The sequence below is a fragment of the Paludibacterium paludis genome (genome assembly GCF_018802605.1).
GTDB lineage: Bacteria > Pseudomonadota > Gammaproteobacteria > Burkholderiales > Chromobacteriaceae > Paludibacterium > Paludibacterium paludis.
In genome coordinates this window covers 3,767,466-3,792,766 of the sequence record NZ_CP069161.1, presented here as the reverse complement: position 1 = coordinate 3,792,766, position 25,301 = coordinate 3,767,466, and the positions used below count along the sequence as shown (strand labels likewise).

14 protein-coding genes are annotated in these 25,301 nt (G+C 66.9%); 6 read left to right on the top strand and 8 right to left on the bottom strand.

Annotated elements, in window-relative coordinates; all coding sequences use genetic code 11:
- Positions 1-3: 3 nt before the first annotated feature.
- A complete protein-coding gene (locus JNO50_RS17495) occupies positions 4-903 on the bottom strand; it encodes a LysR family transcriptional regulator (protein ID WP_189534291.1) in 900 nt (299 codons plus the stop codon).
- Between the two features lie 124 nt (positions 904-1,027).
- Here JNO50_RS17495 and JNO50_RS17490 point away from each other — a divergent pair, with 124 nt between their 5' ends.
- Positions 1,028-1,786, top strand: a complete 759-nt coding sequence (locus JNO50_RS17490) for an SDR family NAD(P)-dependent oxidoreductase (RefSeq protein ID WP_189534293.1) — start codon at positions 1,028-1,030, stop codon at positions 1,784-1,786.
- On the opposite strand, the gene JNO50_RS17485 is transcribed toward JNO50_RS17490, so the two are convergent.
- Complete coding sequence (locus JNO50_RS17485) at positions 1,787-2,326, bottom strand: NUDIX hydrolase (protein ID WP_189534295.1); 540 nt, start codon at positions 2,324-2,326, stop codon at positions 1,787-1,789.
- Positions 2,327-2,429: 103 nt separating this feature from the next.
- Between JNO50_RS17485 and JNO50_RS17480 the strand changes: the two genes are divergently transcribed.
- A complete protein-coding gene (locus JNO50_RS17480; RefSeq protein WP_189534297.1) occupies positions 2,430-3,053 on the top strand; it encodes a glutathione S-transferase family protein in 624 nt (207 codons plus the stop codon).
- 13 nt (positions 3,054-3,066) lie between these two features.
- Here JNO50_RS17480 and JNO50_RS17475 read toward each other — a convergent pair whose 3' ends face one another.
- Together JNO50_RS17475 and JNO50_RS17470 are read right to left on the bottom strand one after the other, a co-directional pair.
- Positions 3,067-4,383, bottom strand: coding sequence for a leucine-rich repeat-containing protein kinase family protein (locus tag JNO50_RS17475; RefSeq protein WP_189534299.1), 1,317 nt, complete (start codon positions 4,381-4,383; stop codon positions 3,067-3,069).
- A gap of 8 nt (positions 4,384-4,391) precedes the next feature.
- Positions 4,392-5,093 carry a S4 domain-containing protein gene (locus tag JNO50_RS17470; protein ID WP_189534300.1) on the bottom strand — a complete coding sequence of 234 codons (702 nt, stop codon included), beginning with the start codon at positions 5,091-5,093 and terminating at the stop codon, positions 4,392-4,394.
- 180 nt (positions 5,094-5,273) lie between these two features.
- Here JNO50_RS17470 and JNO50_RS17465 point away from each other — a divergent pair, with 180 nt between their 5' ends.
- Both JNO50_RS17465 and JNO50_RS17460 read left to right on the top strand, forming a co-directional pair.
- On the top strand, positions 5,274-5,882 hold the full coding sequence (locus JNO50_RS17465) for a 3'-5' exonuclease (RefSeq protein ID WP_189534302.1): 609 nt from the start codon (positions 5,274-5,276) through the stop codon (positions 5,880-5,882).
- A gap of 60 nt (positions 5,883-5,942) precedes the next feature.
- On the top strand, positions 5,943-6,599 hold the full coding sequence (locus JNO50_RS17460; RefSeq protein ID WP_215796417.1) for a beta-ketoacyl synthase N-terminal-like domain-containing protein: 657 nt from the start codon (positions 5,943-5,945) through the stop codon (positions 6,597-6,599).
- Positions 6,600-6,633: 34 nt separating this feature from the next.
- On the opposite strand, the gene JNO50_RS17455 is transcribed toward JNO50_RS17460, so the two are convergent.
- The 4 genes from JNO50_RS17455 to JNO50_RS17440 all read right to left on the bottom strand — a co-directional run bounded on the left by JNO50_RS17455 (position 6,634) and on the right by JNO50_RS17440 (position 21,703).
- Entirely contained in the window at positions 6,634-11,028 is a 4,395-nt protein-coding gene (locus JNO50_RS17455; protein ID WP_189534306.1) for an SDR family oxidoreductase, read from the bottom strand.
- Positions 11,025-14,114, bottom strand: a complete 3,090-nt coding sequence (locus JNO50_RS17450; protein WP_215796416.1) for a type I polyketide synthase — start codon at positions 14,112-14,114, stop codon at positions 11,025-11,027. The genes JNO50_RS17455 and JNO50_RS17450 overlap by 4 nt, the downstream gene beginning before the upstream one ends.
- Positions 14,115-14,132: 18 nt before the next feature.
- On the bottom strand, positions 14,133-20,627 hold the full coding sequence (locus JNO50_RS17445; protein WP_189534308.1) for a non-ribosomal peptide synthetase: 6,495 nt from the start codon (positions 20,625-20,627) through the stop codon (positions 14,133-14,135).
- A gap of 209 nt (positions 20,628-20,836) precedes the next feature.
- Positions 20,837-21,703 (bottom strand): helix-turn-helix transcriptional regulator, encoded by an 867-nt coding sequence (locus JNO50_RS17440; RefSeq protein ID WP_189534310.1) that lies wholly within the window; start codon positions 21,701-21,703, stop codon positions 20,837-20,839.
- 188 nt (positions 21,704-21,891) lie between these two features.
- On the opposite strand from JNO50_RS17440, the gene JNO50_RS17435 reads away from it, so the two are divergent.
- Both JNO50_RS17435 and JNO50_RS17430 read left to right on the top strand, forming a co-directional pair.
- Positions 21,892-23,160, top strand: a complete 1,269-nt coding sequence (locus JNO50_RS17435) for an MFS transporter (RefSeq protein WP_189534312.1) — start codon at positions 21,892-21,894, stop codon at positions 23,158-23,160.
- A 53-nt stretch (positions 23,161-23,213) separates the two neighbouring features.
- Positions 23,214-25,301, top strand: a complete 2,088-nt coding sequence (locus tag JNO50_RS17430; RefSeq protein ID WP_215796415.1) for a TonB-dependent receptor — start codon at positions 23,214-23,216, stop codon at positions 25,299-25,301.

Genomic DNA, 25,301 nt, shown 5'->3' with positions numbered 1-25,301 from the left:
CCGTCATGCCAGAGCCGGGCGCAGCACTTCGCCGATCCAGTCCATGAATACCCGGACGCGGCGCGGAAGATGGCGCCGGTGGGTAAAGACCAGCGCGACGGGGATGGGGGCGGGCCGCCACTCGCGCATGACTTCGACCAGTTGCCCCGACCTGAGCCAGTGCGCGACGCCGGCTTCCGGTGCCTGGATCAGGCCCAATCCGGCAAGGCAGGCGGCATCGTAGGCATCGGTGCTGTTGACGGTCAGAGCGCCGGGAACCGGGTGCGTTTTTTCTTCCGCGCCTTCCGTGTATTCCCAGCCGGACGGCCTGGCGCCCAACGACGCGGTGTAATGCACCATGCGGTGCCGCGAGAGATCCGCAAGGTGCGTGGGCGTGCCATACCGTTCCAAGTAGGCGGGGCTCGCGCAGTTTATCTGGCGGAAAGCGCCGAGCTGGCGCGCGGCAAGGCTCGAATCGGCGAGTTTCCCCACCCGCAGCACGCAATCGAAACCTTCCCGGACGATATCCACTTTGCGGTCGGCGCATCCTAGCTCCAGCGCCAGCCGCGGATGCGCCTCCAGAAAGTCCGGCAGTTTGGGGATGACGAGATTTCGCGCCACCCCGGCCGGCATGTCCACGCGCAATCGTCCGCTCAGCGAGGCGTCGGCATGCTGGAAAAGCGTCATCAAGTCGTCCAGATCGGCCAAAAGATCCTTGCCGCGTTCGTAGCATGCCTGGCCATCCGGGGTCAGCTCCACTCTCCGCGTTGTCCGGAAAAACAGGCGTGTTCCCAACTGGCTTTCCAGCGCCCGCACCGCCGACGAGACACTGGCCTTGGGCAGTCCAAGACTGTCCGCGGCCTGGGTGAAGCTCGACAATTCCGCCACCCGCGTGAAAATCCGCAGCGTCTCCGTCGTATTCATGGCGAACACTCCTGATGATTGTTTGTCAATTATGAACAGTGTAATCGCAATACTGATATTTGTTTGTTGATTTCTATTCAATAGACTGCAGGCACTTACCCAATACATCAGCAAGGAGAATGCCATGAGCAGCAAAATCGTCATCATTACGGGAGGGGGGCGGGGGTTGGGCAAGAGCGCGGCCCTGCAGGCGGCCGGACAGGGCATCGATGTGATACTGACCTGGCAGAGCCGTCGCGATGAAGCCGAAGCGGTGGCCGGAACCATCCGGGCGATGGGGCGCAAGGCCGTGGCATTGCCGCTCGATGTGAGCGACATCCGGACGTTCGCGACGTTCGCCGATGAGGTCCGCGCGGCTCTGGCCGGGCACTGGGGCAGGGAGACGTTCGATTTTCTGGTGAACAATGCCGGTATCGGCATTCATGTTCCTTTTGCCGATACCACCGAAGAACAGTTCGACCGGTTGATGAACATTCATCTGAAAGGCGTGTTCTTCCTGACCCAGCACCTGTTGCCGTTGATCGCCGATCAGGGCCGCATTGTTAATGTCGCTACCGGATTGACGCGTTTCGCTCTTCCTGGATATTCCGCCTATGCCATGATGAAAGGCGGCATCGAGGTGCTGACCCGCTATCTGGCCCGGGAGCTCGGAGAGCGCGGCATCGCCGTGAATACGGTGGCGCCAGGGGCGATCGAGACCGATTTCGGCGGCGGCGCGGTGCGCGACAATGCGGCGATCAACCAGTATATCGCCTCGCAGACCGCGCTTGGGCGGGCCGGACAGCCCGACGATATCGGAGGGGTGGTGGCGGCTTTGCTGACGGAGGACACGCGCTGGATCAATGCGCAGCGTATCGAAGCTTCCGGCGGCATGTTCATTTGATTAGATGGCCGAGCCGGCGAGTTTGGCCAGAAAACGGGCCATGTGCGGATCGCTGTTCTGCAGTGGCACCTCGTGGAAGCCGAACCAGCGGATTTCGTTGAACTCTTCCTCGCAGGGTGTCAACGGAATGTCGCGGCGGGTTTTGACGACATACCACAAGGACACATCGGTATGGCCCGCTGTCAGCCCCACCGTGTCGGCGATGCTGATCATCACGGGAGGGCCGACCGGTTGATCGGCGCGCACTCCCAATTCTTCCTGCAATTCCCGGCGCACCGTCTCGCGGGGGTGCTCGTCAGGGTCGACATGGCCGCCGGGCGGCAGCCATAATCGGGCGTTCTTGTGATCCACAAGCAGGATATGGCCGCTGTCGACCAGGGCGAAGTAGGCGACCAGATGGGTGGGCGGTGTCGCCGGCTTTTCTGTCCGGCAAAGCGGCGCGCCCGAATCGATCCACGCGAGAGCCTGGGCGATGTCCGCGCGCTCCGGCAGGTCAAGAGGCACAATCCGGGCGATTTCCTGGCGGATACGTTGGCGCATCGGTTGGAATCGTGTTTAATTGAACGTCATTACTTTATCGTGGTTAGTTCGTGATGGTCAAAGACGGTCGGGTTCCGGCGCGGTGACCGGCAAAGGAGAGGACATGATTCGGATTCTTGGCAGGCTTTCATCGATCAATGTGCGCAAGGTGCTCTGGACCTGCCACGAGATCGGTCTGGATTACGAGCGCGAGGATTGGGGCCGGGGGTTCCGCCCGACGGCGAGCGACGAATTCATGGCGCTCAACCCGCATGCGCTGGTGCCGGTGCTGATCGATGGCCCGACCGTGTTGTGGGAGTCCAACACGATCTGCCGTTATCTGGCGGCTTCGCGGGGGAGGGACGATCTGCTGCCGTCCGCGCCGGCGGCCCGGGCCGAAGTCGAAAAATGGATGGACTGGCAGGCCACCGGACCGGGGCAGTCCTCGTCGTACGCCTTCCACGCCTTGTCCCGGCGGACGCCGGGCTATGACGATCCTGCCAGGATCGGCGAGAGCCAGGCGAACTGGACCCGCCACATGACCATCCTCGATGCGTATCTTGCCGGGCGGGGGGCGTTCATCGCGGGTGACGCCTTTTCTCTGGCGGACATTGTGCTCGGACTGATGGCGCAGCGCTGGTTTCTGACTCCGTTCGACAAGCCGCGGCTTGAGCGGCTGCATGCCTACTATTCCGGATTGTGCGCCCGGCCGGCGTTTGTCGGCCATGGCGGCGCGGGCGTTCCCTGACCGGGGTGTACGGCTACGCCATGGACTCGAGAGACGCGGCGATGGCCGGGAAGGCCGGCCGGCAACCGGGGTCCGGATGAGCGCAATGTTCGACAAGGCGCTGGAGCGCGGCAAACCGCGCCGTGTCGGCGGTTAGCGGCGAGGTGCGCGCGAGCAACTCTCCGGCGAGGCAGGCAAAGGCCTTGACTTCGAGCCGCGTGAGCGCCGAGGCGAACGCCGGATTGGCCGAAGGCAGGCGCGATGCCGCGCCGAAATCCCCCAGCCGGGCATCTCCCGCGTGGTTGTGCAGAATGTTGTGGGCGTAAAGGTCGCCGTGCAGCATGCCCTGTTGGTGCAAATGGCGGACGGCCGACGCGATGCGCTGCAATATCGACACTGTCGCGGCGAAAGCGAAGCACAGATCCGGAGGATACACATCGCGCGTGCAGGTATCGAAATCCGGCGGAGCGGCCAGCGCTACGAAATCCTCCGCGATCAGCGGCATGACCAGCCCCGGCGCGCCGTCCGGGGGCGACTCTAGCCGTCCCAGGGCTCCGATCAATGCATTGTGCTGTCCGGCCGCGAGGCAGGCGGCCATTTCATCCATGGGCAGACCGTCGCTGGTGACCGATCCCTTGAACAGCTTCACCGCCACATCGCGGTTTTCGCCATTGTGGCGCCAGACCGCCCGATGGATCACGCCGGAGGCGCCCTCGCCGAGGCGCCTGCCCAGGGTCAGCGCCCGCCAGGGGATCCGGACGGCATCGCTGTTGCCGGGCGGGGGAGCCGCGTCATGGAACGGGTTTCCGGAAAACGCCAGCCAGGCCAGATTCGGCAATCCGGCGAGCCAGGCGGGCAACCCGGAAAACCGGTTGGCGGACAGGCGCAGAAGCTCCAGGCGTTCGAGCGCCGCCATGCTGTCCGGCAGGTGCTCGAGCCGGTTGCCGGCCAGCATGAGTTTTTGCATGCCGCGGCAGCGGCCCAGGGTTTCGGGCAAGGCGGCAAGATGATTATCGGTCAGGATCAGCCAGCGCAAGCCGGGGGACAGGGCATTTTCAGGAATTCGGGCGATCCGGTTGGCCTTGACGCCGAGCATGCTCAGCGACGCGCAGCGGCCAAGGCCGCTTGGCAGGGATTCCAGGCGGTTCCCGGAGCAGAACAGGATACGCAGCTTGCCCAGCCGCCACAGGTCGTCCGGCAATTCCGCAAGCCGGTTGCCCGACAGGTCCAGCACTTCCAGGGTGTCCGCCAGACGGAAAATCGCCTCCGGGAAGCGCTCCAGCCCTTCCGACAGCTTCAGGCTGCGGGCACCCGCAAGACGGCCGGCTTCAAGTTGTTCGAGAGTATGCATGCGCCGGTTCAGAAGCGTTCGTTGGCAAGAAGGCCGCGCCACTGGCCCGGCGCGAGACGGCCGATCGCGATGCGTCCGATACGGATGCAGCGAACCGAGCGCGGCGCGAGTCCGGCTTGTTCGCACCAGCGCAGCAACTGTCCTTCCCGCACTCCATGGGCGGTCAGGCGCACCTGGCGGTCGCTCTGGCGTGTCGCCTTGACGCCGGGGGCAGGGTGTTCTTCCCGTGCGATCTGTGCGAACCGGTTCGCCAATTCGGCGGCGGGCGGCGCGCGATCCACGCCGATCAGGAATTCGGTTTCGCATTCGGCAAGCTTGCCGGCCAGCCGCTTGTCGCGTGTCAGCGCGACCAGCCCCTCCGCGAATGCGTCCACCGCTCCCGTGCACGCCGGGTTCTGCAATAGCGCGCGCCATGCTCCGGTGTCGGGGGCTTCCGGACTGCGGGTCTGCTGACGGATCAACGCTCTGGGGTCGAGGATCACGTTCGCCGGTTTGTGCAGTAGTAGAACCCCGGGCGCGTCGCTCGCGCCACATACCCGCGGGTTTAGCACGATCTGCTGAAGGTGCGTGACCCGGCTGCCCAGCGTTGTGACCGGCAGGCCGTCCACCAGCACGAGACCTTGTTCGATCGCTTCGTCGGCTTCCCGGCGCGAGGCGCAAAGTCCGAGTTCCACTAGGCGCTTGGATAACCGTATTTCCTGATCGCTCATGCCTGTCCTTCTTGTTGACGCGATCGATTGTACTGGATTCCCGGATCGGCGCATGCTCCTCTTTCCTTGCGCAGGCGACAAATTCCGGCGGCATGGCCAAAGCCCGGTACAATTTCAGCCTCTTCAATCCCGCATGCTCCGGCCGGCGAGCGAGTCAGCGCCGACCAGGATGGAATCGCCATGAAACAACGCATCGCCGTCATCGACTTCGAGACCAACGGTATCACCCCCGGCGCCGATTGCCGCGCCACCGAGATCGGCATCGCGGTGCTCGAGAACGGCAACATCGTCGACCGTTTCCAGAGCCTGATGAATGCGGGTGTGCGCGTTCCGCCGATGATCGAGCAATTGACCGGCATCAGTAATGCCATGCTGGCTTCGGCCCCGGCGGCGGATGCCGTGATGCGCGAGGCCGCCCGGTTCGTCGGGGCCATGCCTCTGGCCGCCCACAATGCGGGTTTTGACCGGAAGTTCTGGGATTATGAACTGTCCTTGCTGGGGTTGACGCGAACGCAGGATTTCGCCTGCACGCTGCTGCTTTCCCGGCGCCTGTTGCCCGAGGCGCCCAATCACAAGCTGGGTACGTTGACGCGGGTATGCCGTCTGCCCGATACCGGGTGTGCCCACCGCGCGCTCGCCGACGCCGAAATGGCGGCCAACCTGATGCAGCATCTTGCGGATACGTTGCGTCGCCGGTTTCGGGTGGGGGATGTGGACCACGCCCTGCTGTGCCGTCTGCAGAAAGTGGCCGCCGCCAAGGTAGGCCTGTTTCTCGGCGTCATTTCCTGACGGCAGTTTCCCGCTTTTCGTGACGACGCCGTCCGGCACGGACGGCGTCGTCCTTCGCGCGTGGCGGGGTTCGCCGCCGCGCGAGCGTTGTCGACGTCGTTCAACGACGAGCCGGCCAGGGCATCGCGTCCCTGGGACGCCGGGCGGGACGGATTCGTGATGGGCAAGGGCAGCGGCATCGTGGTGCTGGAGGAGTACGGGCACGCCCGGGCGCGAAGTGCGCCGATCTACGCGGAAGTGCTGGGATACGGGCTGTCCGGCGATGCGCACCATATCGTTGCGCCGCCCGAGGATGGCGATGGCGCGGCGCGCGCGATGGCCGCCGCGATCAAACGCGCACGACTTGATCCTTCTGCGATCGACTATGTGAACGCGCACGCAACCTCGACGCCGGCCGGGGATCTCGCCGAAATCTGCGCGATCCGGCGCGTGTTCGGGGAGCATGCCCGCGGGGGACTGTCGGTTTCCTCGACCAAATCGGCGATGGGGCATCTGCTCGGCGCGGCGGGCAGTGTCGAGGCCATTCTGTCAATTCTGGCGATGCGCGATCAGATCGTGCCGCCGACGCTCAACCTCGAGTCGCCGTCGCCGCAGTGCGAGGGAATCGATCTTGTTCCCTTCGAGGCGAAACAGCGGCGGGTACGGTACGCGCTGTCCAACTCGTTCGGGTTCGGCGGCACGAACGCGGCGCTGGTGTTCGGTCCGGCCGACCGCTGACCTCTCCCTTGCCGTGGCGAGGGAGAGGCCGGCGTCAGCCTCGGTTGCCCTCTCCCTGCGGCGGGGGGGGAAGGAACCCTTGGGCAATCTGGGTCCGCAGGGTTTTCCACAGGGTGTCCCACTCCAGCGGCGGCACGGGGGATCCCAGCTCCTCCAGCCGCTGTCGGGTGCGCGAGGCCTCCAGCCGGAAAAAGCACGGGTATTCGCGCCATGTGTCGCCGATCAGCGGCAGCACCGCCTGCCACGCCGGATCCCGGCTCAGGGCCGGCGCGTGGCGCCGGAACGTTTTCGACCACTCGGGGCCCGACAGAATCCGCAGCGGATAGCCCGCGGCGCGCAAGCGCTCTCCCACTTCCCTCCAGGTCCAGCGGCGCGGATTGGACACGTGCCAGACGTGCCCCAGCGAGGCCGGGGACCGTGCCAGGGCGATGGCCGCCTCAACGGCGGTGTCGACCGGAACGAGATCGATCGGACGGGGGCTGTCCGGCACCGCGCCGAGGGTCACCGCCAATTTGATCAGTTGCCACATCATGTCCTGCGGATTGGCCCGGTGATCCAAGGTATCGCCGCTGACGGTGGTCATGCGGATGACCGAACCGGGCAAGCCGCGCGCCATTGCACGGCGCATCAGGGTGTCGCTGACCCAGCGGGCCTGCAAATAGCCGTTGGGCAGTCCGCGCCAATGCGGCAGCGGATCGTCTTCGGCGATCGGCGCGCTGTCCGGACGGGCGTGCGTCTGATCGACAATGCTCTGGCTCCCCACAAAATGCAGCGGTTTGGCACGTCCCGCGACAGCCAGCTCCACCATCGTGGCGGCGGCCAGGGCGTTGGTGGCGCGCAGTTGCTGGTAGGGGGCGATGAAATTGATGTCGACGCCGGTGTGGAACAGGACATCGCTGTCCGCCAGCCTCGCCCAGGTCCGGGCATCCAGTCCGAAGCGCTCGGCGCCCAGGTCGCCGGCGACGGCGTCGAGCCGTGCGGCGCGTTCCGGTGTCCACAGGCCGAACCCCTCCAGATGGCGGGCCAGCCAGTCGCGCGCCTGGTCCTCGTGCTTGCCTGGCGCAAGGCAAGTCACGCGCGCACCGGCGTCGTCCAGCAAGCGGGCCAGCAACCAGGCATTGATGAACCCCTGAGCGCCGGAGAGAAAGAGCCGTTTCGCCCCCGGCCGACCGGAGGTTTCCGGCAAGACGGTCCGTGGCCGGATGGCATCGGCGCGGGCCGCGTCGGCGTCCAGATCGTAGCCGATGTCGCCGCTGCCATGACTGTCGTCTTCCGGCTTGGCGCCGGCACGCAGCGCATCCAGCCATTGCGCTTGCTGGCGCAGGCTTGGCACCTCGAAAATCGCCCGGATCGGGAACGCCACCCCGAACTGTTTGCGGATAGCGAAGCACAGCTGGGTCATGCGTATCGAATTGCCGCCAGCGTCAAAGAATGAATCGTCGATATCGGCCACGTCCACCCCCAGCGTCTGACGCCACAATTCGGCCAATTGCCGCTGGGTATCGGTTTGCGGCGGGGTGAGGTTCGTCCGCGTTGGCGCGCCGGGGCGATAGCGCAACGCCCGCCGGTCGAGCTTGCCGCTGGCATTGCGCGGCAATTCGGCATCGCACTGCCAGTGCCGGGGCATCAGGGCCGATGAGAGCTGTCTGGCCAGCGCCGCGCGCAATCGGGTGATCAGCGCCGCGGGGTCCGCGCAGTGATCCGGGCTGGCGATATGGGCGGTCAGCACCCGCAATCCGCGCTCGTTGTCGTGGCAGGCGACGGCGGCATCGGCCACCCCCTCCTGGGCCTTGAGCAAGGCTTCGATTTCGCCCGGCTCGATACGGATTCCGTTGATCTTGATCTGGGCGTCGGCGCGGCCGTGGCAGCGCAATTCGCCATCCGGACCGATCGAGGCCAGATCGCCGGTCGCGTACATCCGTGGTTGTCCCGGCAGATGCGTCAGATGACGGAACTTCGCGGCAGTCGCCGCCTCGTCGCCCAGATAGCCCGACGCGAGGCAGACGCCGCCCAGATAGAGTTCGCCGATCGCGCCAGGCGGCAACGGCCGCTGACATTCATCGAGAATCATCCCCCGGATGCCCGGCAGCAGTTTGCCCAGTGGCACATCGGCGCCGTTGAACGCGCGCCGGTCCGCGTCTTCGCCGGCATCGAAGACACTGGCGTCGGCCATCACTTCGGCGGAGCCGTAGACATTGAGAATGCGCGCCCGGGGCCAGCGCCGCGCGGCTCGCCCGAACAGCTCCGCGCCGAAACGTTCGCCGCTCACTTGCAACAGGCGCAGGGCGGGCCGCGGTTCGGCAGGCAGGGCGAGCAAACCGTCCAGCACCGACGGCGTGACCACCAGGCGGGTAATGGCATGGTCCGACACGAGGCGCGTCAGTTCGGCCAGATCCAGCACCGGCTCCGGCCCGGGCGAGACCACCGGGTAGCCGCAGAGCAGCGGGCCGAGCAGTTCGCAGACCGCATCCACGAAAACCGGCGAGGTCTTGAGGAGCATGCGCTCGTCGGGGCCTGGCGGATAGGCCTGCTCCATCCAGGCAAGACGGTGCCTGAGCGCCCGATGCGGAAGTCGCACACATTTGGGCACACCGGTCGAGCCGGAGGTCAGGACCATGAAGGCGCAGTCGTCCGGGGCGGGGGGCGGCCTGTCGGCAAGCGGCGGCGGGTCCGGATCGGGCGCGGCAAGATCGGTCAATGTCAGGCCGTCCCAGCGCGAAGGATCCGGCCACAACGCCGGCTGCGTCAGCAGGGCGGCGGGGCGATGCTGCTCGAGCAGGGCGGCCAGACCGTCCGGCGGCTTGCGCGGATCGAGCGCCAGCCACGGGCGCCCCAGGCACAGGGAGGCAAGAATGGCGCTCGCGTAGTCGCTGTCGGGCCACAATAGCAGCGCCAGCGGCGCCGTGCGGTCCGCGGGCAGCCGGGGCGCCAGCCGCGCGGCGAGCGCGCGGGCACGCGCGAGCAGCTGGCCGCGGGTAAGGGACAGGGGCGGGCTGATCTGAATCCACTGCAGCGCCTCGGGGTCGACGCGAGCCTGCTCGGTGAAGCGCTGCCACGGATCGGTCGCCACGAGGCCGCTATCCTGGCCGCCCGGCAGGGCGGGCAGGGCCAGGACGCCTTCGCAGGGAGCCAGATCGGCGAGGGTCAGCGTTCCCGGCTCTGCAAGGGTCGTCATCAGGGCGGCCGTCTGCCTGAGCAGGCTATGCGCGGCCTCGCCGGGGAGCGCGTCCTCCCGGAATGTCAGTCGCAGGCGGATGCGGCGTTCCGGATAACCGGCCAGCATCAGTGGATAGTCGTTGCGTTCGTAGGCTTCGTCGTGCTCGACGCGCAGCCCGTTTTCCCCGGAGGAGGCCATGTTCGCGCCCGGCTGGTTTTCCCATACCAGCAAGCTGCCGAACAGCGCGGTTTCCGCCGCGGAGCCGGCCAGATCCTGCATCTCGTGCAAGGGCAGCCAGTCGTACTGGCGGTCGGCGAACAACTGCCGCTGGAACCCCTGCAGCCAGTCGGCCAGGGCGCGATCCGGCTCGATCGTCGCGGTGACCGGCAACACATTCAGCAGCAGTCCCAGCATCCGTTCGATGCCGGCGATACCTGGCGGCCGGGTGGACACCACGCAGCCGAACACGACATGCTCCTGGCGCAAATAGCGCGCCATCAGCAGGGCCCATGCCGCGCAAAATAGCGTGCTTTCCGTCACGCCCTGGCGGCGGCACCCCTCGCGCAGCCGGCCACTGTCGGTTTCGTCAAGGACCTGCTCGGCGAACACGCTGGCGCCGCCCGCCCGCGGGTCGGCCAACGGAGCCTGGCCGGCCAGTCCCCGGCCCGTCAGGCGTTCGCGCCACCATTGCCGCGCGCGTTCGCTGTCCTGGCGCGCCAGCCAGTCGCAATAATGCCGCAACGGCACGGCCGCCGGGCGTGGCGCATCCGGCGCGCGGTAGCGCTCCGCCACTTCGGCCAGGATCAGGGACAGCGACCAGCCGTCGGCCAGTGCGTGATGCAGTGTCAGCCAGACCTTGTAGTGCTCCTGTCCGAGCCGGATCACGGTGACGGCGAATAGCGGTCCCCGGTCCGGCGCGAATCCGGCCTGGCGCTTTTCCTGGCGCAGCGCCTCCAGACGCGCGGCTTGCCGCGACGGATCGTCGCCGCTCAAGTCGGCTGTCTCGAAGGGCAGGACCAGATGGCGGTGCACGACTTGGTATGCCTTGCCAAGCCCTTCCCAGTGAAAGGTGGTGCGCAGCGCGGGCTGGTAATCGAGCGTGGCCTGCCAGGCGGCCCGGTAGCGCTCGGTGTCGACGGCGCCGCGCACGGTGAACCCGTATTGCTCGAGGTACATGCCCGGATCGTTGCCGGCCAGCGCCTGATAGAGCATGCCTTGCTGCGAAGCGGTGGCGGGCAGGATGTCCGCTACGCCGGAGTGATCGATACTCATGCTGATTCCGTGTTTTCCAGTCGTTGCAACAGGACGGCCAGATCGGCCGGATCGATATCGGCGCGCGCGGGCGCCGGGTGGGGCGCTGCGGCCGCCGCGTCGTCCAGATGCCGGCACAACGCGGCGACCGTGCGGGACTGGAACACCTCGGCAGGCGTCAGTGTCCAGCCGCGGCTGCGTGCTTCCTGGCACAGGCGCAGCGCCAGGATGGAGTTGCCCCCGAGCGCGAAAAAATCATCGTCCAGGCCGATGTCGTCGATGAACAGCAAGTCCTGCCACAGCGCCGCCATGAGGCGCTCCGCATCCGAAACGGGAGCCCGGAACGGGTGCGGTTGCGCAGGCCTTGGCTGGTGGCGTATCCCGGCCGGTACGGGCCGTTCGGCGGCCGGATCCGCCGCCGGCTCGGCGGCGGGTACGTCGCGGTTTGCCAGCGCCTTGGCGAGAACGGGCAGCGAGGAGGGCAGCCAATGGCGTTCCCTGGCGAAGGGATAACCGGGCAGGGCGACCTTGCGGCGTGGCAGATGGTCGCGGTTGAACGCCGGCCATGCCAGCGGCGCGCCGGCTTGCCACAGTTGGCCGAGCGTACCGAGAAAATGGCGGTAACGTTCGGAGTCGGCAAGGTGACGGCTGCCGCACAGCTCGAAAGCGGGCGCCTCGCCGCCCACGGTGTCCCGGTAAAACCCGATCAGGCCGCCGCCCGGTCCGATTTCCAGAGGCAGGGCGCGCGGCAGTTCGCGTGTTCTGAGCAAGGCCAGATCGAAGCGGACCGGCTGGCGCAATTGCCGTGCCCAGTAGCCGGGATCGCAGGCCCGCCGCGCATCGAGGCACTGCCCGTCCTCCGCGGAAATCATCGGCCAGCGCGGCGCCGACAGCGTGATGGTCGTCAGCCGTTCGCGCCAGACGGCCAGCGCCGGCTCCATCATGCGGCTGTGAAAGGCCCGGGAGACCCGCAGTCTGCGCGCGGGCCAGCCCTGTTTTTCCGCATCGGCGAGCGCGGCGCCGAGCGCGCTTTCGGGCCCTCCCACGACGCAGCAGCGGGGGGCATTGACGACCACCCTTTCCAGGCCCGGGTGGTGCGTTTCGAGCCAGGCTTGCACGTCGTCGGCGTCCGCCCAGAGCGCCGCCATGCCGCCAGGTTCGGCGCCGGCCATCAGTTCGCCGCGCAGGCAGACCAGATCGCAGGCGTCGTCCGATCCGAAAACCCCCGCCAGGCACGCGGCGCTCAATTCGCCAAGACTGTGCCCCAGCAAGGCGGCAGGCTCCAGGCCCAGGGCAAGAAGGTACCGCCCCAGGGCGACTTCGAAGGCGAACAGCGCCGGCTGAACGATGGCGGTATCGTCGGTCGCGCCGTCGGCGTCCAGCAGCAGGGCGCGGATGGCCGGTGCGTGGCGGTGCGCCGCCATTCGGCCGAGCAGGTGTTCCAGTTCGCTCCGGAACAACGGCTCTTCGCGATATAGCGCGGCGGCCATGCCCGGATGGTGGGAACCCTGTCCGGGGAACAGCCACAGGGCCCGCCATGGCTGGTCGAGGGTGGCCTCGCTGCCGCGCATCCGGCGCAGGGCGGCGCTGGCCTGCTCTATGTCGGCCGCCACCACGACAGCGCGGTGCGACAGGGCTTTCCTCCCGGTTTGCAGGGTAAAGGCGACGTCGGCCAGATCGTGGCCGTGATCGTTATCCAGCCAGTCGGCCAGATTTTCGGCCTGACGCCGCAAGGCGGGGCCGTCGGCGGCGCTCAGCGGCAGGCAATGCTGGGTGCGGGCAGGTCCGGTTGCCGGCGGCGCCGGCGGCGCGGCGAGAATCAGATGGGCATTGGTTCCGCCGAACCCGAAGGCGCTCACCCCGGCCAGACGGGGCCGATCCGCCGGCCAAGGCATGCGCCGGTCGACCACGCGGAACGGTGTGGCGTCCAGTTCCAGGCGCGGATTGGGACGGCGGTAATGCAGGGTCGGAGGAATGACCCCCTCGCGCAGGCTGCAGGCCGTCTTGATCAGCCCGGCCAGTCCGGCGCAGGCATCCAGATGGCCGATATTGCTTTTTACCGAGCCGACCAGGCAGTGGGCGGGCGGCAGTGGCGCGCGGCTGCAGGCGCGCAGAGCCTGGGAGAGCGCGTCGATTTCCACCGGATCCCCCAGTTGGGTGCCGGTGCCATGACATTCCACGTAACCGATGTCGGCCGCATCCAGTTCCGCCATTTGCAGCGCCTCGGCGATGACATCGATTTGTCCTTGCAGTCCAGGCGCCGTGAAGCCGACACGGGCGGCGGCATCGTTGTTGACGGCGCTGGCGCGGATCACGGCGAGCGGGGTATCTCCGTCGGCCAGCGCGTCGTCCAGGCGTCGAAGCAGAACACCGGCGACACCCGACCCGAAGACCGTGCCGTTGCTGTCCGCGTCGAACGGGCGGCAATGGCCGTCCGGTGAACGGATACCCGATTCTTCGGCCAGGTAGCCGGTTTCGGCGGGTACGGCCAGGGAGGCCGAGGCCACCAGGGCGCGGTCGGCTTCGAACGCCAGCAGGCTCTGCACGGCAAGGTGAACGGCGACCAGCGATGACGAGCAGGCCGTCTGCACACTGAGGGCCGGCCCGGAGAGATTGAGTTTGTAGGCGATGCGGGTGGCCGCGTAATCCTTGTCGTTGCCGATCAGCACATCGAGCATGTCGGCTTGGCCTGCGAGTACCCGGGGGAGGGCATGCAAGGGCAGATAGCCGTTGGCGCCGACGCTGGCGAACACGGCGGTGCGCATGCCGTCGCGGTCCTCGGGAATGTGTCCCGCCTGCTCGAACACATGCCAGGCACACTCCAGCAGCAGACGCTGCTGGGGATCCATGAAGGCGGCCTCGCGCGGCGAGTAGCCGAAAAAGCCGGCATCGAAGCAGTCGTAATCGTCCGGAAGCCGGGCAAGGGGCACATAACGCGGCGAGCGGGCGAGCTCGGCGTGGCCGGCGGCGGCCAGTTGTTCGGGACCGAGGATCCGGTAGGGCTCCTTGCCTTCGAGAAGCAGACGCCAGAGCGCGGCGACCGAGTCCGCGCCGGGGAACCGTCCCGCGGCGCCGATGATGGCGATGTCAGTGGATGCGTGAGTCATGATCTGCCTGTCGGTATTTTAAGAGCGGGTATGACCGCGCGCCGCCCGGCGCGCGGCTGCCCGCTGTTGAACGGCCTGTCGTGGAGCGTCCGCCCCCTGATCCGTGCCGAGGCGTTCGGCCAGCGCGTGGATCGTGGGGTACCGGAACAACAGCGTCAGCGGCACGTGCGTGTTCAGCGCGTGCGCCAGTTTCTGCTGCACCTGGGTCAGCAGCAGCGAGTTGCCGCCCATTTCGAAGAAATTGTCGTGGATGCCGATCCGTTCCTCGTTCAACAGGCCGCGCCACAGCCCGGCAATGGTTTCCTGCAGGGGAGTGGACGCGGCAAGGAAGTGCCGCCGGTCCGCCGCCGTGAACAATCCGTGCCGCGGCAGACGGCGGCGGTCCACTTTGCCGGTCGCCGTGTGGGGCCAGTCATGGGCGAGACTCCAGTGACCGGGCAAGAGCGAGGCGGGCAGGACGTGCGCCAGATGTTCGCGCAACTGGCGGCAGTCGGCTGCGGCATCCTGACGCAGAAGAACATGAGCGACGAGGCGTTGCGCGGCGCCTTCACCCTGCACATCGATGAGCGCGTCGCGGACCGCCGGGTGCGAGCGAAGGTGATGCTCGATTTCTCCGGCCTCGACGCGCATGCCGCGCAGTTTCAATTGATGGTCGCGCCGGCCAAGGCAGACCAGGCGTCCCGACGCATCGCGGGTGGCGATATCGCCGGTGGCGTAAAGCCGGACGGCGGGTCCGTCGGGGGGTGTCCACTCGCGGAACGCGGTAGCGCTGCTTCCAGAGTCGCCGCGGTAACCGCTGGCGAGATTCTGGCCGCTGACATGGATCTCGCCGGCCATGCCCGGCGGCGCAAGACGGCCCTGCCGGTCAAGAAGCCAGATCCGGCTGCCGGGCAGGGGCAGGCCGACCGGCACCTGCCGTCCCCGCCGCGTGAGGTCGTCGCGGGTAATCGCGTGCCAGGCGCCATCCGAGGTCAGTTCCGTGGAACCGTAGTAATTCAGCAGCAGGGCGCGCTCCGGCAGGGCGTCGAGGCAGCGCTGCGCCAGTTCCGTTCCGACCTTTTCTCCGCCGAGCACCAGCACGCGCAGCGGCAAGGGGCGCGCGTCGGGCACCGCGAGCAGCGCGTCGGCCAGGGATGGCGTCAACACAAGCCGGGTGAGACGATGGCGCCGCATCAGTTGCGCCAGTTCCAGCGGACTGCGCGCCTGGTCGGGATCCGGCACGATAAGGGTCATGCCGGCCAGCAGGCTGTCCAGCAGTTCGCCGACGGCATCGACGAACGCCGGCGACGTCTTGAGGCAGCCGACATCCGTTTCGCCGAGCGGGGCTGTCGTTTGCCCCCAGGCGAGGCGCCGGCGCAGGTTGCCGTAGCTGATTTCCACGGCCTTGGGTTGTCCTTCCGAGCCGGATGTATGCTGGATCAGGGCCGGCGCGGTATCCGGCGCCGGCCGGTACGCGGGCGGCGTTTCCCGCATCAGGGTGTCCGGCGCATCGGCGTAATGCACCGGCGGCATATCGGCGATGCCGGTTTCCCACAGCGCATGCTCGGTCACCAGGCAGCCGGCGCCGGCGCGCTCGAGCATGTCGCGGACGGTCCTCTCCGGGCGGCGCGGATCCAGCGGCATCCAGGCGCGTCCCAATCGCAGCGCGGCCAGTATGGCCGCGGTGTAGTCGTGGCCGGGGTGCAGCCGGACCGCCACCGGCGTGTCCGGCCCGCTGTGTTTGTCGATCCAGCCGGCAAGACGTTCCGTCGCGGTCATCAGGTCCGCCCAGCGCCAACTGCGGCCGTCGTCATGGCGCAGGACTGTCGAATCGGGACGGCTGGCCGCGATCCGGGCGAGGCGGGGCCAGGGGTCGAGGCCTTCGAGCGCCTCGCCGCCGTCCAGGCAGGCCCAGCGCAGCGTGTCCTCCAGGCTCGCGACGGGCAGGTCATCGATGACGGCAAGAGGGTTGGCGAGCGCGGCGCGCAGCGCACACTCGAATGCCTGGTGAAAGCGTTCCACGCTTTCCGCATCGAAGAGGTCGGTGGCGTAGATCCATGTCAGCAGCAACTCCTCTCCATGCGGCATGGCCAGGATTTCCAGGTCCATATGCGTGCTGTCCGGCGCCAGCGGCAGGCTGCTCAGGGAAAGGTTTCCGGTCGTTCCTTCCGGCAAGCCGGCCGGCTGGTAGGTGAAGGACACCTGGTGCAGCGGGTTGCGGCTCAGGTCCGCGCCCGCGTTCAGCCGCTGAACCAGCGCCTGCAGGGGATAGTGCTGCTCCGCTTGCGCGCCGAGAAATTCGTCGCGCACCCGGCGCAACAACTCCGCGAAACTCGGCGAGCCGGCCAGATCGCCGCGCAGCGACACGGCATGGATGAACAGGCCGATCATGGCGGCGGTGGCCGGATGGCTGCGTCCGGACACCACGCTGCCGATGACGAACCGCTCCTGGCCGGCCAGCCGTCCCAGGGCGATCTGCATGGCGCACAGCAGAATCATGAACGGTGTGGTGTCGTAGCGCCGGGAGAGATCGGTCAGGCTTCGGGTCAGCGCGCTGTCGAGCCGATGGTGCAGCAGGGCGCCGCGGAAACGCTGCACCGGGGGGCGGGGCCGGTCGGACGGCAGCGCCAGAGGGGGGACGCCCTCGAGCCTGCGTTGCCAGAAATCCAGGGTGGCGGCGAGTTTGGTGGGCGGCGTGTCGCGCTGCCATTGCGCGAATCCGGCGTAATGTCCGATGTCGGGCAGCAGGGCCGGTGTGCCGTCCGCTTCTTCGCGGTACAGCGCGAAAAGTTCGTGCGTGAACAGCTCGGCCGACCAGCCGTCGAAAACGAGGTGGTGCAGTGTGTAGAACAGCGTGTGATTGTCCTTGCCGAGGCGGAACAGGCTGGCGCGCCACAGCGGGCCGTTTTCCAGATCGAAGCCGGTGCGCTTTTCCCGCTCGGCCCAGGCCTCCAGCCGCTCTTGCTGTGCGCCGTGAGCCAGCGCGCTCAGATCGGTCAGGCCGGGTAGGTCGTCCGGCGCGTCGCCGATGACGCAGGTACCGGCCGGCGCCGATGCCGGAAAACGGCTGCGCAGCGGTTCGTGGCGTTCGGCAAGGCGCCGGAAGGCGCGGCCGAGCGCGGCAACCTGCAGCGGACCTGTCAGCCGCAGGCCGTAGCAGAGGTTGAAGAACGGGCTGTCCGGAGCCAGTTGCGTCATGAACCACAGGCGCTCCTGGGCCCAGGACAGGGGGGGATGCCGGAGGTCCGCCAGCGGCAGCGCGGTGTCGGCGTGCGTCGGCGTCGCCTGTTCGGCGAGCCATTTGGCCATGGCCCGCAAGCTGGCATGGGTGAACACCATGGACAGCGGCGGACGGATACCGAACGCTTCCTCCAGTTGCAGAAGAAGACGCGTGGCGATCAGCGAGTCGCCGCCCAGCGCGAAAAAGTTGGCGTTGGCATCATTGACCGGCGCGCCCAGCAGCCGGCTCCAGATATCCGCCAACCGCCGTTCGATGCCGTCCCCGGGTACCGCGCCCGGCCCGCTGCCTTGCCAGCGCTGCTCGGCCCATTGCGTCAGCCGGCGCCGGTCGGTTTTGCCGTTGGCGGTCAAAGGAACGTCGTCAATGGCCAGAAACAGCCTGGGCACGGCCGCCGCGGGCAGGCGCTCCGCGGCGAGGCGGCGCAGCGCCTCTTCATCGCAGGAAGACGTCTTGTCCGGCTGGTAGCACACCGCCAGCATGGCGGCGCCGCCGCCCGGCTGGATTTCCAGCGCGATGGCCCGCCGCACGCCCGGGTGGGCCAGGATCGCGCTTTCGATTTCCAGCGGATCGCAACGGAAGCCGCCGGCGTTGATCTGGAAATCCGTGCGTCCCAGGATCATCAGTGAGCCGTCGCCGCGGCGCAGTCCCTTGTCGCCGGTCCGGTACAGGCGCTCGCCGCTGCGCGGGTGGGTAATGAAGCGCTCGTCCGTCAATTCCGGTGCGCCAAGATACCCTCGCGCGAGACTGATGCCGCCGCAATACAGTTCGCCCGCCACCCAGTCCGGGCATTCTTCGGCCTGCTCGTTGAGCACGTAATAGCGGCAGTTGGCGATGGGCTTGCCATAGGGAATGGACGGCTGGCGGGTGTCTTCCGGCGTGACGCGATGGGCGATATTCCACAAGGTGGTTTCGGTGGGGCCGCCCACGCTGTAAAGCCCGAGTCCGGGAAGGGCCTCCATCAGCCCGGCGGCGAGCGCCGGCGCGATCCAGTCGCCGCCAAGCAGCGCGAGGCGCAGACTGTCCGGTATCGGCAGGCCGGGCGCTTCAGCGGCCATGACCAGCATCTCCATGAAACGCGGCACGCTGTTCCATACCGTGACCCGGTGTTCGCGCATCAGCGCGAGCCAGTGACGCGGATCCGCATCACGCCCCGCCTCCGGCACCACCAGCGCGGCGCCGGCGCAGAACGTGGCCAGATGGTCGAAAAGGGCCATGTCGTGATGCAGGGCGGTGATGGCCAGGGTGGTGTCGCCGGCGTTCAGCCTGAATTCGTCAACACTCCATTGCAGGGCGTTGGCCAACGCGTCCTGGCGAATTTCCACGCCCTTGGGGCGGCCTGTCGTGCCGGAAGTGAAAATCACGCAGCTTACGGCGTCGGCCCGATAGGGCGCTGGCGGCATCGCCGGAGGATTTTCCGGGAGCGGTTGTGCGTCGAGTTCCAGCATCGCCCACGGATGCAGGGGCGCGGGATCCTGTCCCGGATCGACAAGTACCCGGCGCGGTTCGACCTGGCGCAGCAGGTCGCCCAGGCGGGCCATGGGAGCATGGCGGTCGATCGGCACGGCGACAGCGCCCAGCCACTGGCAGGCCAGCAACGCGACGCTCTGGCGCCAACCGCGCGCCAGCAGCAGCGTGATCCGGTCGCCGGGGCGCACACCATCGGCGGCGAGGCGGGCGGCGAGCGCTCCGGCCAGGGAGGCCAGTTGCGCATAATCGAGGCGCGTGCCGTCTGCGCCGATCAGGGCCGGAGCCGCCGGTGTTTCCCGGGCGCGGGCCAGCAGTATTTGCGCCGGGGTGGCTTCGCGCACGTTTCGGGAGCGCTCCGCCGCGCGCCGCGCCGCTTCCTGCCCGGCCGGCAGCGGAACCGGCAAGTCGCCGTCCCAGGCGGAGTCGTCATCGGCAAGACGGGCCAGCTGCCCGGAAAACGCGTCGAACAGGGTATCGAGCAAGCCGTCGGGGAAGGCGCCGGGCATGGCGTCCCAATTGAACTGCAGCGCGCGCGCATCGACCAGGTACTGGCAATCGATCAGCACCTGGGGGGTGCGGCTGACCCGGTGCAGGGTTTCTCCGAACACGGAGGCGATCTCTTCCGTGGTCAGGACCGCCGACTCGCGCAATGGCGGTGTGGTGGTGAATACGACGGGCATTGCCGCCACCTCCGCGAGTCCCTGAAGACGGGCCAGTTCGCGCAACTGGCGCACCCCCGACACGTCCTGATGATCGAGCGCTTCCCACAGATCGGCCTGCACCCGCGCGGCCTGAGCGGCGAAGCTCGCCGGCTTGCGCAGATCCACTTCCAGCAGGCTGAACGACGCGAATTCGCCGATCACATTGCCGATATCGGGATGCCAGTCGGGACGATTGAAGCGTGGCACATTCAGTGTGAAGTGCCGCGATGCGCTCCACTTGGCGAGCGTCCTGGCGTAGACAGTCAGCATTACGGACGCGAGCGACAGCCCACGGCGCCGGCAGGCGTCATTCAGGCCGGCGAACCGATCCTCAGCCAGACGGCCCTGCCAGCGGACGAAACGCAGGTCGGTGTCCTGGCCTCCCGGACGGCGCGGCAATTCCGGCGCCGGCGGCAGGGTGGCGAGGCGGCTTTGCCACCAGGCGAGCGAGCGCTGGTAGCGCGGGCCGGCCGTCTGCCGTTCCAGGGCGTCGATATAGTCGCAAAACTGCATGGTCAGGGCGGGGAGGTCGGCCTGCGGGTCGAGGTAAAGCCTCACCCATTCATCGAACAGGATGTGCAGGCTGCGTCCGTCGATATTCCACAGGTCAAGCTTGATGTGCAGGTAGCCGTGACCGTCGTCCAGTTCATCGAAGAGAACGCGGGATTGCGGCCAGTGCTCCAGCGGTACGCATTCATCCTGCAGCGCCCGGCGGGTAGCGTCGAGCAGGGCCTGACGCCGGTCGGCGTCAAGCCCGGCCAGGTGGCGGCGTTCGATGCGCTGGTATGGCACCTCTGGAGCCACCACCTGCATGCCGTCGGCGCCGACGGTGGCGCGCAGCATGTCGTGCCGGGCAATCAGCCGGTTCCAGGCCGCTTCCAGACGCGCCACGTCAAGATCGCGGCAGCGGAACTGGGTATAGAACTGGATCGCGCCGGAATGGGAAAAGGCTGTCTGCCGCCCCATCCAGTAGGCATGCTGCATGTCGGCGAGCGGGAAAGGACGGAAACGGCGCGCCGGATCCGGTTCGATCACGATTCGCTCGGCCCGCGTGCTCTGCAAGCGGGTTTTCAGTCGACTGGCAAGGCGTTCGGAGCCGGAAGGAGGCAATGTGGCGGTGCTCATGTCATCTCGGTCGCAAAGGGTAACGAAGGTCGGTTTTGCGCCGATACTGAACTCAAACGATATTGATAGTCAATATCATTAGCGAGAAAAAAGAACGAGAGAATGATGCGCCAGAATCGGCGAATCGACGCCGTGCCTGGTTTGCGAGGGTATTTCGATGGTATGAAAAAAAAACGCCTGCCGCAGGGCGCGTCGCGCCCCGGAAGCGGTCAGCGCCGGCGCAGTTCGCTAGGTGGAAGGCCGAATTCGCGTTTGAAGGCGGTGGCGAAGTTCGCCGGCGAATCGTACCCGGCCTGATAGGCGACTTGCGTGACCGATTGGCCTTGTTCCAGCTGGCCACGGGCCAGTTCCAGCCTGCGTTTGCGCACATAGGCGGCGACCGGCAGTCCGAAAGCGGCCTTGAAGTCCTTGCGCAGGGCGCTGACGCTGGTGCCGGCCAGACGCGCCAGTTCATCCAGGCCGGGCGGCGTTTCCAGGCGGCTCTCCAGAATGTCGCGGGCGCGGCTCATGCGCATGAGCCCCGGTACCGACGGCGCGGCGGCGGTGTGGCCGGGACGCGCGAAGCTTTCGATCAGGCCGAGCAGCAGGTCGTGAGCCCGGGCCGCCAGGAAAAGGCGCCCCATTTCGCCATGATGCGGATTGCGCAAGAGCCGCATGGCATGGCTGCGCAAGGCCGCGGGCAATTCGCCCTGCGCCGGACCGCCCGCGCCGCAGTGCGCGCACAGCCGCGTGAGCGTCTCGTCGCCCTTGCGCCGGAGGGCGAGCCATCCTTCGCTGAGAAAAAAACTGATGCCGGCGATCCGCGTGCCCGCCGGATACCGGCCTTCGAGCTGGTTGTGCCGGCTGACCGGCAAGGCCCAGCAGCGGCCGGGTAACACGGTGAAACGCCGGCAGGGGCCGTCCGGCATCCCCGACTCGGCCTGACCATACAGGGTCAGGCCCAGCAGCAGGCCATCGTCGGGCATGGTGGTGTGCAGGATGGCGTCGCCCAGCGCGACCAGTTCGCTGCCCATCATGCTCACCCCTTCTTCGGCCTGCCAGCTCAATTGCCTGGCGATATGCAAACGTCCGTCCATGTCCCGTCGATTCCTGAAGCGTCAGTCGGCGGCTTCCTGATTGAGAATGAGAACCATTGTATTAATTACGAGGTCATTTCTCAAACGGTTTTTGCGCATTCCGGAAAACCTGTCCTGTTTGCCAAACAATACAATTGATAACCGTTCTCAATTGAGTGTCCGGGCATGAGCCGGACAAGATGATTTTCATGAGCGCAAGCCTGAATCCGGCCGCCGGACACGCGGCCGACACACCGTCCGCGGGCATCCGTCCCGCGACGCTGCTGCTGCATCTGGCACTCCTCTACCTTGCTCAGGGCATGTATGGGGGATTTCTGGCCGTTGCGGTGCCCGCCGTGGTCCGCGACCGGGGGTACGACCTGAATGTGATCGGGCTTCTTTACCTGAGCATGCTGCCTTGGGTCATCAAATTCCTGTGGGCGCCGTTGGTTGACCGGCGTGGTTCGCGCCGCGCCTGGATTCTGCCCATCCAGGGCGCCTATGCGCTGATGTTTTTCGGATTGGCGCTGCTGGACGGGCTGTCCGGCCCGGCATTCGTTCAGGCGCTGGCGGTCATCCTGTTCGCCGGCTCCTGGCTGATGTCCACCCAGGACATCGCGGTCGACGGTTTCGCCGTGGAAAACAGTTCGCCTCGGCTTTATGGCGCGATCAATGCCGCCCAGGTCGGCGGCGCCAGCCTGGGTGCCCTGATCGGGGGCGGCTTTTTGCTGGTGCTGATTCCGCGCTGGGGCTGGGCCGCCGCGCAGTGCCTGCTCGGCGCGGCAATGTTGGCGTGTCTGGCGGCGACATGGCGCGTCGGCCGTCTCGGCTCCGCCACCGCGGCGAAGGCGCATTCGGCGAGCCTGCGCCATTTCGTGCGCCGTGCGGGGGCGGGGCGCCGCCTGGCGGTGGCCGCGCTCTTCATGTTGGCCGTGCGGCTGGCGGTGTCGATGATCGGCCCTTCGCTGATCGACCGGGGCGTCGATCTGGCGACGGTCGGCTGGCTGCAGGGCGTGGCCGGAACGGGCGCGAGTCTTGCCGGCGCCCTGTCCTGGGCGTGGATCATCCGGCGTTTTGGCGCACGCGCCGCGCTGGCCGCCGCCTGCCTGCTCCAGGCCGCGGCATGGATCGGACTGGCCTGGGCCGCCTCGCGCCCCGGCGCGTTGCCACTGGCGCTTGCCGTGCCGTTGGTGCTGATCCTGTCCCTGTCGGTCTCGGCGGCATTCGTGTCGTTTTACGCCTTGGTCATGGGGTGGTGCAGCCCGGCTCAGCCGGGCACCGACTTCACCGTTTTTCAAAGCCTGGACAGCGCACTGGCGATCGGGGGCGCGCTCGCGGGCGCCACCCTCGCGAAGCTGGCCGGTTACCCGGCGGTATTCGCTGTCAGCGCGGCGTTGCTGCTGCTTGGCATGCTGCCCGTCGCGCGCTGGTTGCGGCAACTGGAGCGCCTGGACGCGACGGCCGTGCCGCAAACCTGACTGTCCGAACTGCCCGAACGGGCGAATTTCAATGCCGCACATTGGAGACTTACATGTCGTACCCGGTTAAAACAGCGTTTCCCCTGACCGTGATGGCTTGCGCGCTCGCCGCGCCGGCGTGCGCATCCGTCGAGCCCGTTTCGCTCGGGGTGGTGGAGGTGACCGCCCAGAAAATCAGGCAAAACATCCTGGAAGTGCCGGCCACGGTCGACGTGGTCGGCGCGGAAGAGCTCGCGCTGCGCAAGGTGGACAGCCTGGAGGGGCTGGGCAAGCTGGTCAACGGATTGAACGTTTCCAGTTATACGGGCGGGCAGCCGCGGATTTATCTGCGCGGGATCGGCGATGCCTTCGATCTGAAAAACAAGCGGGTGGCCGTGTATGTGGATGGCGTACCGCAGCTGGATTCGGTGCTGCAGGATCCGATGCTGCTCAACAACGTCGAACGCGTCGAAGTGCTCAAGGGGCCGCAGGGTACGCTGTATGGCCGCAATGCCGCCTCGGGTGTGATCAATATCATCACGCGCCGTCCGGAAGGCAGTGGCGTCAGCGGCTTCGCCGGTGTCGGCAGCCGCAGCGAACGCAGACTGGGACTGGATGCGCATTCGAGCTTTTACGATGATGCGCTCCGGCTCGGGCTTTCCACGACCTGGCTGAAGGGCAAGGGCGAGCTGACCAATATCGCCAACGGCTCCAGGGGGGACATCGACAAGTACGACCGGCGCAATGTATCGCTCAAGGCCGACTTCATTCCGTCCTCGCGCACTCGCGTGGAGATGGGTTTCAATCACTTCGACGACAAGAGCGCGCCCTACCTGCAGACATTCATCGATTCGGCGACCTTGCGCCCGATTCATCGCCAGCGCGCCGGCATGGGATTCGAGCCCTCGAAGTTTTACGAGATCGACCGCGACCTGCAAGGTTATACCCGCACCCGCGGCAGTGGCGCCACCGTGAAAATCAGCCACGACTTCGGTCCGTTCCGGCTCAACGCCACCACCGGCTACCAAAAGGACAAGCTCTACACCGTCAGTGATGCCGATTACAGCAGCAATCCGCTGGTGCGCTGGGACTTCGACCCTTATATCAACGATCACCGGCAACTGAGCCAGGAAATCCAGCTGGTGGGCAAAACCGACGCCCTCTACTGGCAAAGCGGGGTGTTCCTGTACCGCGACCGCACCGACAACAGCAACGTTTTCAAGACCAGCTTCGGCAATATCCTGAGCCATTCCCGCTACCGCACGTCCGGCTGGGCGGTCTATGGTCAGGCCGATTACAAGCTGACGCCGGAGTGGACGCTGACCGGCGGCGGCCGTTTCCAGCATGACAAGCAACAGTTGAGGGACGTGCAGAAAGGCCTGGCCGAGCAATCCCGCTCGGATGGCTCGGGCAGCTACAAGGTGGCGCTCGCTTACGAATTCCGTCCCGACAATACCAGCTTCATCAGTTATGGCACCGGCTATACCCCGGGCGGCGTCAATACCAATCCGCAGATGGTCGGTGGATTGCCGGTCGGACCCTACCTCGGCTATTCCCCGGAAAAAACCGCCAGCCTGGAGTGGGGGCTGAAAGGCCGCCTGAAAGACCTGGGACTGGGGTACTCGCTCTCGGTGTACCAGACCATGCTGCGCGATCAGCAAATCCTGGATATGTCGGATACCCAGATCAAGAACCTCGGTAAAACCCGTTACCGCGGAATCGAGCTGTCCGCCCAGTACCGTTTCGCGCCGTCGTGGTCGGTCAATGCCGGTTACAGCCGCAACGACAGTCGGGTCGACAAGAGCGACCTGGCGGCGGCCGTCGGCAAGCGGGTGCCGTTCGTGCCGCGCGACACCGGCCGCCTTGGCCTTGAGTATAACGGCCGGTTGGCGCAGGCCGATCTGACCTTGCGAGCCGATGTCAATCATGTGGGGCGCATCGAAGCGGACAGCCTCAACAGCTTTGGCCAGGCCGGTTACCAGACCGTCGGCCTGAGCGCCCGCGCCGAGTTCAAGGGCTGGTGGCTGGGAGTGAACGTCGACAACCTGTTCGGCAAGGAATATTACAGCAATGTGATCGCCAATTCGCCGTTCGCCGGTACCCATACGGCGCTGTACGGGCAGCGGCGCAGTGTCCATCTGTCCGTCGGCGGCGCATTCTGA

Coding starts and splice junctions, on each gene's coding strand:
- JNO50_RS17485 (WP_189534295.1), bottom strand. CDS start 2,326: ATGCGCCAACGTATCCGCCAGGAAATCGCCCGGATTGTGCCTCTTGAC.
- JNO50_RS17475 (WP_189534299.1), bottom strand. CDS start 4,383: ATGCATACTCTCGAACAACTTGAAGCCGGCCGTCTTGCGGGTGCCCGC.
- JNO50_RS17470 (WP_189534300.1), bottom strand. CDS start 5,093: ATGAGCGATCAGGAAATACGGTTATCCAAGCGCCTAGTGGAACTCGGA.
- JNO50_RS17495 (WP_189534291.1), bottom strand. CDS start 903: ATGAATACGACGGAGACGCTGCGGATTTTCACGCGGGTGGCGGAATTG.
- JNO50_RS17445 (WP_189534308.1), bottom strand. CDS start 20,627: ATGAGCACCGCCACATTGCCTCCTTCCGGCTCCGAACGCCTTGCCAGT.
- JNO50_RS17450 (WP_215796416.1), bottom strand. CDS start 14,114: ATGACTCACGCATCCACTGACATCGCCATCATCGGCGCCGCGGGACGG.
- JNO50_RS17480 (WP_189534297.1), top strand. CDS start 2,430: ATGATTCGGATTCTTGGCAGGCTTTCATCGATCAATGTGCGCAAGGTG.
- JNO50_RS17440 (WP_189534310.1), bottom strand. CDS start 21,703: ATGGACGGACGTTTGCATATCGCCAGGCAATTGAGCTGGCAGGCCGAA.
- JNO50_RS17435 (WP_189534312.1), top strand. CDS start 21,892: ATGAGCGCAAGCCTGAATCCGGCCGCCGGACACGCGGCCGACACACCG.
- JNO50_RS17430 (WP_215796415.1), top strand. CDS start 23,214: ATGTCGTACCCGGTTAAAACAGCGTTTCCCCTGACCGTGATGGCTTGC.
- JNO50_RS17490 (WP_189534293.1), top strand. CDS start 1,028: ATGAGCAGCAAAATCGTCATCATTACGGGAGGGGGGCGGGGGTTGGGC.
- JNO50_RS17465 (WP_189534302.1), top strand. CDS start 5,274: ATGAAACAACGCATCGCCGTCATCGACTTCGAGACCAACGGTATCACC.
- JNO50_RS17455 (WP_189534306.1), bottom strand. CDS start 11,028: ATGAGTATCGATCACTCCGGCGTAGCGGACATCCTGCCCGCCACCGCT.